This is a genomic window from Actinoplanes sp. ATCC 53533 (genome assembly GCF_003947245.1).
This window is the reverse complement of record NZ_QHHV01000037.1, coordinates 26,019-38,872: the sequence shown is the minus strand read 5'-3', so window position 1 is coordinate 38,872 and position 12,854 is coordinate 26,019. Positions and strand designations below refer to the sequence as shown.

Sequence of the window (12,854 nt, the reverse complement as noted above, 5' to 3'; positions counted from 1 at the left end):
GCCGTCAAGCGAATGCTGCGCGAGAACCGCTACGACGAGGCCAGCGGCGAGCTGGTGTTCACCGCGGAGCAGGTCTCGGCATTCCAGGATGCCACCAAGCGGTACGCCGACTTCTTCGGCACGAACAGCACGAAGTTCGGACTGATTCCTGAGGTGATCACCGACCCCGGGAGATCCACGACCGGCGTGACGAGGAGGAGCCGTGACCTGGTTCTCGGCCTCCGCCGCGACGTCCCGGCCCGGGTGAACGCCGTGGTGCTCTTCCGGGTGGTCGACCCGGTGAAGTCCGTGATGTCGGTGGAGAACCACGCGGTCGCCACGTCCCAGATCGCCCAGACCACCCTGCGTTCGGTCGTCGGCCGTGCGGATCTGGACACGTTGCTCGCGCACCGGGCGGACCTCAACGAGGACCTCGCGAAGTCGCTCGCCGCCATGATCGAGCCCTGGGGCGTCAAGGTCGACGTCGTGGAGATCAAGGACGTCGAGATCCCGGAGGCGATGCAGCGGGCGATGGCGCGCGAGGCCGAGGCCGAGCGGGAACGGCGCGCGAAGGTGATCAACGCCCGCGGCGAGCTCCAGGCGTCGGCGCAGCTCCGTGACGCCGCGAAAACACTCAGTGAGTGTCCGGCGAGCCTCCAGTTGCGTTACCTGCAAACCCTGCTCGAGTTCGGTGCCGACCACAACTCCACTGTGGTCTTCCCGTTGCCGATCGACATCATCGGCCCGTTCCTCGACGCCATCCGCGGTCAGGCCGCGCCCGGTGTCAACGGCACCTCGCCGGCGAGTCACGCCGTGGAAAGGACGCATGATGACCACTGATCTCGGCCCCGAGAAGGGCCGCCAGATCCGGCTGACCCCGGTCGCCTGGCTGCTACTCGGTGCTCATGTTCTCGACCCTGTCGGAGGGAGTGTGTCTCCGCGGGGTTGTCATCATGCGGCCACGGCTGTGCTGAGCACGAGCGTGGCGGCGACGATCTCGGCGATGCCGACCCGCTTCGGTGTCAGCCGGTATCGGGGAAGCACGGCCGCACGAACCAGCAGGAGAACGAAGACGGCCGCGATCGGGATGCTGAGAACGGCCGCCGCGCCGAGTGCGAGGACGTGGTAGGCCACCGATGCGCGGCGGTACGACGCGTTTCCGCGCTCGCGGATCATGGTCTTGACGTACAGGACCGTGCCGGTGAAGTACAGCAGGATCGCGGTAAAGGCCAGCACGACCTGGCCGATGCCGGCAGCGGCGACGGTGGCCGCGACGAAGACCATGAGGCAGCTCTGGACGACGGAGGTCAGATCGTTGACCAGGGCCCGTTCCCGGCGTCGCCACGCGTATGCGGCGTTGAGCGCCAGCAGCAGCGCGTAGGCGGGGGCGTAGGCCAGGACGTGGGGCCGGGCAAGGACGACAACCAGACCGAGTACGGCGGTGATCGGCGCGTACAGCAGTAGCTGCGGCCGGAAGCGGGACAGGCGACGGGTCTTGACGGCCTGTAGGGCGTAGTAGGAAAGCAGGTAGCCGGCGACCCATGCACCCAGCAGCGGCAGGTGCGCCCAGTGGAATCCCGCGGTCAGGACACCCGCGAGCCAGGGGACGATGAGCATCGCCCAGGCGCCGTGCTGGGGTGGGAGGTATTGCCGTGCCTTCTTGCGTCGGCCGGCCGAGGAGCGTGTGCTGCTGGTCGTCATCGGGTGGTTCACCTGACCTCGATGGTGCCGCGGTCGGGATCGACCATGACGTGGCTGACGACCGGATAGTGGCCCGGTGCGGGCAGGACGGTTTCGACGAAGCCGCCGCCGGCAGGGGTGAGGTCGAGCACCTGGGCGGCCCCGGGGTCGGCGGAGCGTAGCTGCCATCGGCCTTCCCGGTAGACGGTGTCGAACTGGGCCAGAAAGGCGGCCAGCACGGGCAGCCGCCACCGGACCGGCACCCCCGCCGAGCGGCTCATGACCGCCCCCCGGCCGCCGGGCGAGCGGGTGCCGACAGGCGTACGACACACGCGGCCGGCGCGCCGAAGGGCTCCAACACCACCGACTCGCCGGAGCCGCCGCCGTGCTCGAGGATCCCGCGGACGACCCCGAGGTGCAGTCCGCACATGGCATCGGGGTTCTGGCCCACCAGTTCCAGAAACGGGCACGTGTAGAGGTGCACCTGCGTGGTTTCCCCCACCTCGGGTGACTGGCGGCGAGGGCTGAAGCCGAGCCCGCCCAAGACGGTGATCACCGAGTCGACGGGGTCCACGTGTTCGGCACCGGCGGCGGCCAACTGCCGGCCCCATCTCTGACCCGCCCGCGCCGCGGCCTCGCGGACGTCGCTGCCGCCGCCGGACAGCTGATCGAGCAGGGCGGCGGCCAGCGCCCGGTACGGCGCCGGCGCCGGATCGGCGGCCGCCGCCCGGTAGCGCCAGGCCGGCCTGCCGGGCTGCCCACCGCTGGCGCGCGCCTTTACCAGCAGCCCGGTTTCGGCGAGCCGGTCCAGGTGGACGCGGGTCGTGGACAGGTGCTGCCCGGTCTGAGCCGCCACCTCGGCAGCCGTAACGCCGCCCTCGGCGGCACGCACCAGGCCCAGGATCGTCACCCGGCTGGCTGATCCGAGTGCCCGGTGGCGGGGCGTATCGATTGTCTCCCCGCTGGGGCCTGTTCGCGGTGTTTCCATGGTGCTTAACGTTATAACGTCGAACTACAGTAAAACTAGGGGAGGGTTCCATGTCACAGCCGAACCGCGTCGCCGATGAACAAGCCGCCCAGGCCGTGGTGCGCCACCACAGCGAACTCGCCGCCGCCCTGACCGGCCACGTCGCCCGGCTCGCCGTGCGCGACGTGTCCGGGTCCACTGCCATACCCCGACGGTGAGATGCCGTCCCCGGGCCGCACTGCGCAGGCTCAGTCGTCCGAGGTCAGCAGCACATCGGACAGTGGGCGCCGGGGCGTGCTCGCGGCGGGACGGCCGTAGCCGACGCGCAGGATCATCTGCGCCCAGATGCCCCTGGCCGGGTCGCTCAGTTGGCTGCGGACGGCGGGGATCTCGACGGGCTGGCTGACCGGTGTGGTGGCCAGATTCTGCCAGGTAGCGGTCAGAAGGACCCGTTGCAGGGCCTGGCCTGCGCGGACCCAGTCCGCGCGGTCGTCGCCGGCGGTGGCCAGCACCACGAGCGTCGGATCCGGTTCGAACTCCTCGGCCGTCCTGGCGAGGTGGGGTTGCAGCAGCCCGAAGTCGCGGATGGGCATGATCTCCAAAGCATCCCAGGGCCCGATCGCCAACGGGGGCACACCGTCGCGGTGCAGCGTGCGGTGGGTGGTCCAGCGGGCCAGCTCCGCCCGGTAGCCACCGATGGCTCGTTGCCGCCGATCGGCGTCCTGTGACAGGCGGATGATCGTGTTGCGGCTGACCGGGTTCGCGACGGTCAGCGTGGCGGCCTCCTGCCGGGCGGCGTCGATCAGGCGCTCGATCGCGTCGGCGGGAACGGCGGCGGAGGCGAATGGATACCGGTTGGTGTGCCGGTGCGGGATCGCGGCGGCCAGATCCCGCACGGCAGGGTCGAGCGCCGAGCAGTTTTCGGCGCTCAACCGTGCTACGAGGTTGGGCTTGCCCGCATCGGGAAAGAGGCCGATCTCCGGTCGATAGCCGGCACCGCGCAGTGCGAGGCCCAGCGTGAACACGGCCGCACCGACGCTGATCAGCAGTTCCCGGCCGGTCGGGTCGAGCACCTCCAGCTGTCGCCGCCAGTCAGCATACACGTCCACCACGCCGTCGCCGACCCGAAACAGCCATGGCTGGCTGTTGTGCAGCGACGGCGCGGTGGTCGCCAACCGGATGCAGCCCTCGAGAGTCTCGGGTGGGGGCATTGTCATGCTACGAGAGTCGTCCCTGCGGCGCCGGGACGGCAGGGCAGCACGTCCCGGGAGGGTAGGGCCGCAGGTCCCGTCGCTTCGACGATGAGGACCAAAGGCCCTATTCGACGGACACGACCGCGGACACGCTGGAAGGACCATCACATCCTCGTCAGGAGAACACCGTCGTGTGCGATTACTGCGGCTGCCGGGAATTCCCGCTGATCGGCCGGCTGACCGCCGAACACGAGGCGATCGCCAACTCGGCCGGGCGGCTGCGGACGGCGATCACCTCCGGCGCCGGCGATCCACTGGTGCGGCTCGACGCGCTGCTCGCATTGCTGATGCCACACACCGATTCCGAGGAGCGGGGTCTTTTCGTCGAGCTCCGCGCGGAGGGCAGCCTCACCGAAGCGGTGGACAAGTTGTGCGACGAACACGACGACATCCACGGCGTTCTCGGTGTGGTCGACCGGACGGCACCGGACTGGCCGGCGGTGCTGGCCGCCCTGGAGCGGTTGTACCGGCACATCGACAACGAGGAACACGGGCTGTTCCCGGCGGCGGTCATCGCCCTGCCCATACCGGCGTGGGACCGTCTCACCCCCCAGCAGCCGGCCGCGGCGTAGCCGAAACATGCCTGCTCCAGGCGCTGATCTCACCCGGTCGACCGGGTGCGGCATGGAGATCTTCCTGCCCGGGTCCCGCGGATCGTGCGCTGTGCCCGGGACGGCGGGCCGACCGAACCAATGACTTTCAAGCGGAAAACGGGTGAAGCGAGATGGGCAAGCAGCAGCGGGTGGCATCCCGCGAGACGCGCAAGGCGCAAGCGGCCATCGCCGCGCAACGCGGCCGGCGGATCAACTGGGTGCTCACCGTCGGCGGCATGATCATCGCCGGTCTGGTGGCCGCTATCGGACTCGTGGCGTTCAACGCCGCCAACAACGACGAGCCCACCGCCGGCGGCGGGAAGCTGGTCACCCCGGCGAATCTCACCGCGGCCGGGACGATCCCGGTCGGTGCGCCGGCCGCGCCGGTGACCGTGGAGATCGTCCTGGACTACATGTGCCCGGCCTGCGGCAGGTTCGAGCAGGCCAACGGCGCCGAACTGGACCGGCTCATCCAGGCCGGCACGGCGAAGGTGGAGCTGCGCCCGATCTCGTTCCTGGACCGTACGTCCCAGGGCACCAGATATTCCACCCGTGCCGCCAACGCGATGGCCACGGTCGCCGACCGCGCCCCGGAGAAGGTGTGGGCGTTCAACATCGCTCTGTATGACAACCAGCCCGAGGAGGGCACCCGAGGGCTCAGCGACCAGCGGATCGCAAACCTGGCCACCCAGGCCGGAGTCGGCCGGGAGGTGGTCGACGCGTTCGGCGAACGCATCTTCGAACCCTGGGTGGCCAAGGTGACCGAGGCCGCGTTCGACTCGGGTGTCGAAGGTACGCCGAGGGTGAGCATCAACGGCACGGTGTTCACCAGCGACGTGTACCGCGCGGGTCCGCTGACCCAGGCCGTAGCAGCCGCGGCCAAGAGCGGCACGTAGTGACGGGGCTACTGAGCACGATGCAGCGGGTCCGGCACGCCAACGCCTGGATCTTCGGCACGATGCTCTTCTCGTCGATGCTGAGTTTGATCGCCTCGTTCGTGCTGGCGGTCGACGCGGTCAAGCTCGCTGCCGATCCCACTGCGGAGCTGTCCTGCGACATCAACGCGGTGATCAGCTGCGGCACGGTCGCCGCCGCTTGGCAGTCCCAGCTGCTCGGATTTCCCAACGCGTTCCTTGGCCTGATCGCCGAGCCGGTGGTGATCACCCTCGCGGTGGCCTGCCTGGGCGGCGTGCGGTTTCCGCGCTGGTTCATGTTCGCCGCGCAGGTGGTCTACACCATCGGGCTGGGCTTCGCGTACTGGCTGTTCTACCAGTCGATGTTCCACATCGGCGCGCTGTGCCCGTGGTGCCTGCTGGTGACCCTCTCCACCACGCTCGTGTTCGCCACCCTGACCCACGTCAACATCCGCGACGGCAACCTGTTCCTGCCGGCCCGGCTGCAGGAGACCCTGGCCGGGGCAGTGCGGGCCAACCTCGATCTCATCGTCGTGGTGATCTGGCTGTTGATCTTGACTCTCGCCGTCGTGGTCAAGTACGGCGACCTGCTGTTCGGGTAGATCCAGACTTCCGGTCACAGGCCGGCGGCGGTCCCGTTCATGACGGGACTTTGTTCCCTGTGGCGGTGCTGGGCCCGCGAATACCCTGGGGGGTATCAAGGATCGGTCGGAGGTGGATGCGATGCGCAGGTTGCTCGTTCTGGGTGCCGGTACCGCGGGCACGATGGTGGTCAACAAGCTGCGTCACCGGTTGGCCCGCGCGGAGTGGCGGATCACCGTGGTGGAGCCCAGCGACACGCACTTCTACCAGCCGGGCTATTTGTTCCTGCCGTTCGGTATGTACACCCCGGATCAGGTGGTCAGGCCGACCCGGCCGCTGATCACCGACGGCGTGGAGCTGATAAGCGGCGAGGTTGACCGGGTGGTGCCCGACGAGAACCGGGTGGTGCTGTCTGACGGCCGGTCGTTGCCGTACGACTACCTGGTGATCGCTTCCGGCGTCACGCCGCGGCCGGACCAGACCCCGGGGATGCTCGACGGCGGGCAGTGGCGTGAGCGGATCTTCGACTTCTACACCTTCGACGGCGCCCTGGCCCTGGCGAAAGCCCTCGACGCGTTCGAGGGTGGGCGGCTGGTCGTGCACATCACCGACATGCCGATCAAATGCCCGGTCGCGCCGCTGGAGTTCATCTTCCTCGCCGACGCTTACTTCCGGCAGCGCGGCATGCGCGACCGGGTCGAACTGGTCTACGCCACCCCCCTGCCCGGGGCGTTCACCAAGCCGATCGCGTCCGCGCGGCTCGGCTCGATGCTCGACGACCGGAAGATCACCGTCGAAGCCGACTTCCTGGTCGAACGGATCGACGACACCAGCCTGGTCTCCTACGACGAGCGCGAGATCGGTTTCGACCTGCTGGTCACCGTCCCGCTGAACATGGGCGCTGACTTCGTGGCCCGTTCCGGGCTCGGCAACGAGCTGAACCTGGTCCCGGTCGACCGGCACACCATGCTCGCCAAGGCGCACGACACCATCTTCGCCCTCGGTGACGCCAACGACATCCCGACCTCCAAGGCCGGCTCGGTCGCGCACTTCTCCGTCGAGGTGTTCGCCGACAACTTCGTCGCCTACGCCGCCGGGAAGCCGATGACCGGCAGTTTCGACGGGCACGCCAACTGCTTCATCGAGTCCGGCGACGGTAAGGCCCTGCTGATCGACTTCAACTACGACACCGAACCGCTGCCGGGCAGCTACCCGGTGCCGGCGCTCGGCCCGTTCCGGCTGCTCGAAGATGCCGCGGTCAACCACTGGGGCAAACTCGCGTTCCGCTGGATGTATTGGAACGTCCTGCTGCCCGGGCGGCCGATCCCGTTGCCGGCGCACCTGTCCATGGCCGGCAAGCACATCCCGCAACCTGAGGAGTGAGCACCATGCCCATCACCACCATCGCCGGCCGCGACGTCCACGTCGACGACGAAGGCTTCCTGACCGCCTACGACGAGTGGGACCCCGACCTGGCCAAGCAGTTGGCCGCGCAGATCGGCATCGACCTGACCGACGCGCACTACAAGGCGATCACCTTTCTCCGCGCCGACTACGCCACCCAGGGCGAGACGGCCACGCTGCGCCGCGTGGCCACGCTGGGTGGCATCCCCACCAAGGAACTGTTCGCACTGTTCCCCAAGAAGCCGGCCAAGAAGATGGCCTACATCGCCGGCCTGCCCAAGCCGCACGGCTGCGTCTGAACGGGAGTACTGCCATGACCACCCAAGCCGCACCGGCGATCGTTCCGAACTTCGACGACGACGCCACCACCGGCCGCAAACTCGCCATCATCTGTTCCAAGGGCACCCTCGACATGGCCTACCCCGGCCTCATCCTCGCCAACGCCGCCCTGGGCGAGGGGGTGGAGACGCACTTGTTCTTCACCTTCTGGGGCTTCGACATGATCACGAAGTCGCGGATGGGTGACCTGAAGTTCACGATGCTGGGTAACACCGCCACCCACCTGCCGCAGGGGATCGGTGGCCTGCCCGGGATGACCGCGATGGCCACCCACCAGATGAAGAAGCAGATCGCCGAGGTCGGCGTCCCCGAGGTGCCCGAGTTCCTCGAGCAGATCGTCGCCTCCGGCGGCCACCTGTGGGCCTGCCGGATGTCCGCCGACATGATGCACCTGAGCAAGGACGATCTCTACGAAGGCGTCGAGGACATCATCAACGCCGCCGACTTCATCGAGAAGACCGACGGCGCCCAACTGCTGTTCATCTAGGCGAGTCGCCAGGAGGCACGAAGTCATGTCGGGTGTGGTCCTCGTGGTCGAAGACGATCGGGAACTGCGGGAACTCGTCCGCCGCTATCTCGAACGGGCCGGCCACGCTGTGCACACCACGGGCTCCGGCGCAGAGGCGTTGAGCCTGCTGGAAACCGGCGGGGTTGGCCTGGTCGTCCTCGATCTGGGCCTGCCCGACGTGGACGGGCTGGAAGTCCTGGCCGCGGCCCGCCAGAGTCGGGAGGTGCCGGTGGTGGTGCTGACGGCGCGCAGCCAGGTCGAGGACCGCATCGACGGGCTCCGTCGCGGCGCCGACGACTACGTCACCAAACCGTTCAGCCCCACCGAACTCGTCCTGCGGGTCCAAGCCGTCCTGCACCGCACCCAGGGCGCCGGCGGCGTGGCCGAGGCGGCCAGTTTCGGTAGCGGACGGCTGCGAATCGACGACCCGCGGCACGAAGCCCACCTCGACGGCGCCGAGTTGGAGCTGACGCCCACCGAATGGGGGCTGCTGACCGCCCTGGCAGCCGCCCCGGGCCGGGTGTACTCCCGCTACGAACTGGTCAACCGGGTCCGCGGGTACGAGTTCGCCGGCTACGAACGCACCATCGACTCGCACGTGAAAAACTTGCGCCGCAAACTCGGCGACCCCGGCGGCGAGATCGTCGAGACCGTCCTCGGCGTCGGATACCGCCTAGGGTGGTCCCGTGACCACTGACCGGTGGTTCCAGGGCCCGCTCCGCAGCCCGCTCGGGCGGCGGCTGCTCGCCGCGTTCCTGTTCGTCGCGCTGTCCTCGGTCGCGGTCCTGACCGCCGCGGCCCTGGTCGGCACCGCCCAAGGTCTGACCAGTGCCCAGCAGAGCGACCGCCGGCAGGCCGCCGCCCGCACCGCCGAGGCCGCCGCCGTCGCCTACGAGCGGGCCGGCGGCTGGGCCGGCGCGGACCTGAGCGCCGCGTCGGCGACCGCCGGTGCGGCCGGCGCCCGACTCATCGTGCAGGACACCGATGACCAGATGGTCTGGCCGGGCCGGGGAATGGGACCGGGAATGAGTGGAATGCACGCCACGGCAACCGCGGCAGTGATCGAGGCGCCCGTCGTCCTTGCCGGCGGGCAGACCGTCGGCAGCGTCCGGCTCGCGTTCACCACGACCGCTACCGCCGGGCGCGCGGTGGCCTGGTCGTGGGTGCTCGCCGCCGCCGCCGTCGCGTTGCTCACCGCCCTGGTCGCCGCGGGCTACGTGACCCGGCGACTGACCCGACCGCTGCACGCCCTCACCGGCGCCGCACGCCGGTTCGCCGCCGGGGAACCCGGCGCCCGCGCCGGCACCGGCGGTCCCGGCGAGCTCGGTGAGCTCGCCACCGCGTTCGACACCATGGCCGACGATCTGGTCCGCGCCGACCAGGTTCGGCGCAGCCTCGCCGCCGACGTCGCCCACGAACTGCGCACCCCGCTCGCCGCGTTGCAGGCAGGGCTCGAGGAACTCCGCGACGGCCTGCGCGCTGCGGACACCGAACGCCTCGCCGCCCTACACGACCAGACGCTGCGCCTCGGCCGGGTGGTCCAAGACCTCGCCGACCTGTCCGCGGCCGAGTCCGCCGCGCTGTCGCTGCGGCGCACCGACGCCGACCTCGCCGAGATCGCCCGCACCGCACTCGCCGCGCACCAGGCCCCACTCGACGCCGCCGGCCTGCACACCGACACCGACCTGCCGGCCGCGCTGCCCGTGCACGCCGACCCGGACCGGCTGCACCAGGCCGTCACCAACCTGCTCGCCAATACCGCCCGCTACTGCCACCCCGGCGACCACGTCACCATAAGCGGACACCGCGACGGCGGCCTCGCCGTCCTGGAGATCGCCGACACCGGCCCCGGCATCCCCGCCGACGAACTCCCACACGTCTTCCAACGACTCTGGCGCGGAGCCCACACCCGGTCCGTCGCCGGTTCCGGGATCGGCCTCGCCGTCGTCCGTGAACTGGTCACCGCCCACGGCGGCACCGTCACCGCAGCCTCACCCACCGGCGGCGGCACCACCATCACCATCCAGCTCCCGCTGACCGGCGAAGGCTGGGCAGATCGATAGGTTCGCCGCCCAAGACGGGGCTGGGTCGAGGCGACGGGTGTGACCCGGCCTCGACCCGCCGTCTACCGGGTGGACCAGTTCTGGAACGCGATCAGGTGATGCTGCGAGGCCATCCGCAGCCGGGTGTAGACCTGTGTGACATCGGGTGCGCTCAGCCCGTCCAAGGCGGCGGTGAGGTCGGCGATGTCGGTCTGCTCGACCGTCACGCCCGCCTGCAGCGCGGCCGCCTGGCCGGCCTTGCCCCGCGCCAGCAGCTTGTCGTAGGTCACCTGCACCGCCGGGTCGCTGAACTGCCCGGCGGGCTTGCCCACTGTCGGGTCGGCGACGCCGTACCGGGACAACAGGGTACGCACCGCCTCCAGGTGCCGGGACTCCGAGGCGGCGATCCGGTCGAAGACGACCGCGTCGTACTTGCCGGCGAACGCCGTGTACAGGTCGCGCGCCAGCTTCTCCTCCTGCGCCATCGCCACCAAGGTCGCCTCCTGCTTGTCGGTGAGCGTGCCCTTCGCGGCGGTGATCGCCGGGTCGAGGCAACTGCCGTCTCGGGCACCGGTTCCCATCATCCCGGAGCCGCCCATGCCGTACCCGGAACCCATGCCGTACCCGGAACCCATGCCGTACCCGGAACCCATGCCGCCGCCGTACCGTCCCGGCCCCGGAGCGGTCGCCGTGACCGATGGGCCGGCGAACGGACCCACCCCGGCCAGCGCCGGTGCCGTCACCACGAGCCCACCGAGACCGAGCGCACCCGCGGCCGCCAGAATCGTCGCCCGGCGTGTCGTCGTCCTCATCGCTTCCTCCTTCATCGATCTGGCTGATACCCCTACCGTTACGCCGCGCCGTGCGGGTCGGATGGAACCGATGTGGAGAACCCATGGAGCCCTCCGCGAGATGTCCCCGTTCGCCCACCTGGCACCGGTGCCGCTGACCGCCGTCGACTGGGCCGCCACACTGATCATGACTGCGCTCGCCGTGGCCCTGGCAATAGCGGGCGCCGTGGGCTACCAGCGGCGTGATCTCCAAGGGTGATGCGGACCGGGTCCGGTCAGGCGGGTTCGGGATCGGGGCGGGGAAAGCTCAGGCCGGCCTTCCCTGAGGACGGGACCTTCGGCCCTGAGCCCGAGGCGGGAAGATCCGCAGAATCGGGTGCAGCCGTGGAAAGGAAATTCCCGTGGATGCGCTCGATCTGGCCCGATGGCAGTTCGGCATCACCACCGTTTACCACTTCATCTTCGTGCCGATCACCATCGGGTTGTCGGCGCTGGTCGCGGGGTTGCAGACCGCCTGGGTGCGGACCGGCAAGGAGCAGTATCTGCGGGCCACCAAGTTCTGGGGCAAGCTCTTCCTGATCAACTTTGCGATGGGTGTGGTCACCGGCATCGTGCAGGAGTTCCAGTTCGGGATGAACTGGAGCGACTATTCGCGCTTCGTCGGTGACATCTTCGGTGCGCCACTGGCGATCGAGGGTCTGCTCGCGTTCTTCCTGGAGTCGACGTTCCTCGGGCTGTGGATCTTCGGGTGGGACCGGTTGCCGAAGCGGCTGCATCTGGCCACGATCTGGCTGGCGTCGATCGGGACGTTGCTGTCGGCGTACTTCATCCTGGCCGCGAACTCCTGGATGCAGCACCCCGTCGGCTACGAGGTCAACGCCGAGACCGGCCGGGCGGAGTTGCACAGCATCGGCGCGGTCCTGACCAACTCCACGACGTTGGTGACGTTCCCGCACACCATCACCGCCTGCTTCCTCACCGCGGGCGCGCTGCTGCTCGCCGTCAGCGCCTGGCATCTGCGCAAGCGCAATCAGGAGGAGATCTTCCGGCCGGGTCTGCGGCTCGGCGCCTGGGTGGTGCTGATCGCGGGGGTCGGGGTGCTGATCACCGGTGACCTGCAGGCCCGGATCATGACCGAGCAGCAGCCGATGAAGATGGCCGCCGCGGAGGCGCTCTACGACACCTCGAAACCGGCGAGCTTCTCGCTGTTCACCATCGGCTCGCTGGACGGGCGCGAGGAGATGGCCAGCGTCCGCATCCCGTCGCTGCTCTCCTTCATGGCCACCGGCAGCCCGTCCGGCGAGGTCGAGGGCATCAACGACCTGCAACAGCAGTACGCCGAGAAGTACGGCCCCGGCGACTACACGCCCTACGTGCCGGTCACCTACTGGTCGTTCCGCTTGATGATCGGCTTCGGCGGGCTCGCCATGCTGGTCGCGCTGCTGGCGCTCATGCTCACCCGGCGCGGCCGGGCACCGGCGAGCCGCTGGCTCTGGATCGCGGCGATCAGCACGGTCGCGATGCCGCTGCTCGCGAACTCGTTCGGCTGGATCTTCACCGAGATGGGCCGGCAGCCGTGGACCGTCTTCGGCGTCTTCAAGACCGCCGAGAGCGGCTCGCCGTCGGTCAGCACTGGCGAGGCCGCGACCTCCCTGATCGTGCTGACCGCCCTCTACGGCGTGCTCGCCGTGATCGAGGTCGGCCTGTTCCTCAAGTACGCCCGCGCTGGCGCGCCGGAGATCGAGCCGCCAGCCGAGGACGAGGACGCCGACCGCCCGCTAGCCTTCGCCTACTGAGAGGCC

The 12,854-nt window shown here is 69.4% G+C and carries 17 protein-coding genes; 12 read left to right on the top strand and 5 right to left on the bottom strand.

Going from position 1 to position 12,854, the window contains the following annotated elements:
• Positions 1 to 12 precede the first annotated feature (12 nt).
• Complete coding sequence (locus DMB66_RS14120) at positions 13 to 819, top strand: SPFH domain-containing protein (protein ID WP_199752323.1); 807 nt, start codon at positions 13 to 15, stop codon at positions 817 to 819.
• 111 nt (positions 820 to 930) lie between these two features.
• Here the strand turns inward: DMB66_RS14120 and DMB66_RS14115 are convergent, their stop codons facing one another.
• Genes DMB66_RS14115 through DMB66_RS14105 form a run of 3 tightly spaced genes read right to left on the bottom strand, consistent with a single transcriptional unit; the run spans position 931 to position 2,647 of the window.
• Positions 931 to 1,680, bottom strand: coding sequence for a YwiC-like family protein (locus DMB66_RS14115; RefSeq protein WP_125804527.1), 750 nt, complete (start codon positions 1,678 to 1,680; stop codon positions 931 to 933).
• 8 nt (positions 1,681 to 1,688) lie between these two features.
• Positions 1,689 to 1,940: a hypothetical protein gene (locus DMB66_RS14110; RefSeq protein WP_233624542.1), complete on the bottom strand. Its 252-nt coding sequence runs from the start codon at positions 1,938 to 1,940 to the stop codon at positions 1,689 to 1,691.
• Complete coding sequence (locus DMB66_RS14105) at positions 1,937 to 2,647, bottom strand: metalloregulator ArsR/SmtB family transcription factor (RefSeq protein ID WP_125804526.1); 711 nt, start codon at positions 2,645 to 2,647, stop codon at positions 1,937 to 1,939. Before DMB66_RS14105 ends, DMB66_RS14110 begins: the two co-directional genes overlap by 4 nt.
• 50 nt (positions 2,648 to 2,697) lie before the next feature.
• Here DMB66_RS14105 and DMB66_RS61145 point away from each other — a divergent pair, with 50 nt between their 5' ends.
• On the top strand, positions 2,698 to 2,844 hold the full coding sequence (locus tag DMB66_RS61145; protein WP_158647230.1) for a hypothetical protein: 147 nt from the start codon (positions 2,698 to 2,700) through the stop codon (positions 2,842 to 2,844).
• A 30-nt stretch (positions 2,845 to 2,874) separates the two neighbouring features.
• Here DMB66_RS61145 and DMB66_RS14100 read toward each other — a convergent pair whose 3' ends face one another.
• Positions 2,875 to 3,843: a nitroreductase family protein gene (locus DMB66_RS14100; protein ID WP_125804525.1), complete on the bottom strand. Its 969-nt coding sequence runs from the start codon at positions 3,841 to 3,843 to the stop codon at positions 2,875 to 2,877.
• A 167-nt stretch (positions 3,844 to 4,010) separates the two neighbouring features.
• On the opposite strand from DMB66_RS14100, the gene DMB66_RS14095 reads away from it, so the two are divergent.
• The 8 genes from DMB66_RS14095 to DMB66_RS14060 all read left to right on the top strand — a co-directional run bounded on the left by DMB66_RS14095 (position 4,011) and on the right by DMB66_RS14060 (position 10,282).
• Positions 4,011 to 4,451 (top strand): hemerythrin domain-containing protein, encoded by a 441-nt coding sequence (locus DMB66_RS14095; RefSeq protein ID WP_125804524.1) that lies wholly within the window; start codon positions 4,011 to 4,013, stop codon positions 4,449 to 4,451.
• 152 nt (positions 4,452 to 4,603) lie between these two features.
• Complete coding sequence (locus DMB66_RS14090; protein WP_125804523.1) at positions 4,604 to 5,368, top strand: thioredoxin domain-containing protein; 765 nt, start codon at positions 4,604 to 4,606, stop codon at positions 5,366 to 5,368.
• Positions 5,368 to 5,988, top strand: coding sequence for a vitamin K epoxide reductase family protein (locus DMB66_RS14085; protein WP_199752321.1), 621 nt, complete (start codon positions 5,368 to 5,370; stop codon positions 5,986 to 5,988). Before DMB66_RS14090 ends, DMB66_RS14085 begins: the two co-directional genes overlap by 1 nt.
• Before the next feature lie 121 nt (positions 5,989 to 6,109).
• Positions 6,110 to 7,351 carry an NAD(P)/FAD-dependent oxidoreductase gene (locus DMB66_RS14080; RefSeq protein WP_125804522.1) on the top strand — a complete coding sequence of 414 codons (1,242 nt, stop codon included), beginning with the start codon at positions 6,110 to 6,112 and terminating at the stop codon, positions 7,349 to 7,351.
• Between the two features lie 5 nt (positions 7,352 to 7,356).
• Positions 7,357 to 7,671: a TusE/DsrC/DsvC family sulfur relay protein gene (locus DMB66_RS14075; RefSeq protein ID WP_125804521.1), complete on the top strand. Its 315-nt coding sequence runs from the start codon at positions 7,357 to 7,359 to the stop codon at positions 7,669 to 7,671.
• A 14-nt stretch (positions 7,672 to 7,685) separates the two neighbouring features.
• On the top strand, positions 7,686 to 8,198 hold the full coding sequence (locus tag DMB66_RS14070; protein ID WP_125804520.1) for a DsrE/DsrF/DrsH-like family protein: 513 nt from the start codon (positions 7,686 to 7,688) through the stop codon (positions 8,196 to 8,198).
• 25 nt (positions 8,199 to 8,223) lie between these two features.
• Complete coding sequence (locus DMB66_RS14065) at positions 8,224 to 8,916, top strand: response regulator transcription factor (RefSeq protein ID WP_125804519.1); 693 nt, start codon at positions 8,224 to 8,226, stop codon at positions 8,914 to 8,916.
• Entirely contained in the window at positions 8,906 to 10,282 is a 1,377-nt protein-coding gene (locus tag DMB66_RS14060) for an ATP-binding protein (protein WP_125804518.1), read from the top strand. Before DMB66_RS14065 ends, DMB66_RS14060 begins: the two co-directional genes overlap by 11 nt.
• Before the next feature lie 62 nt (positions 10,283 to 10,344).
• Here the strand turns inward: DMB66_RS14060 and DMB66_RS14055 are convergent, their stop codons facing one another.
• Positions 10,345 to 11,073, bottom strand: coding sequence for a DUF2202 domain-containing protein (locus tag DMB66_RS14055; protein WP_125804517.1), 729 nt, complete (start codon positions 11,071 to 11,073; stop codon positions 10,345 to 10,347).
• Positions 11,074 to 11,173: 100 nt separating this feature from the next.
• Here DMB66_RS14055 and mprA point away from each other — a divergent pair, with 100 nt between their 5' ends.
• Together mprA and DMB66_RS14045 are read left to right on the top strand one after the other, a co-directional pair.
• Positions 11,174 to 11,311, top strand: a complete 138-nt coding sequence (gene mprA, locus DMB66_RS14050; protein ID WP_125804516.1) for an MprA protease, GlyGly-CTERM protein-sorting domain-containing form — start codon at positions 11,174 to 11,176, stop codon at positions 11,309 to 11,311.
• 142 nt (positions 11,312 to 11,453) lie between these two features.
• Positions 11,454 to 12,848: a cytochrome ubiquinol oxidase subunit I gene (locus tag DMB66_RS14045; protein WP_125804515.1), complete on the top strand. Its 1,395-nt coding sequence runs from the start codon at positions 11,454 to 11,456 to the stop codon at positions 12,846 to 12,848.
• Positions 12,849 to 12,854: the final 6 nt, after the last annotated feature.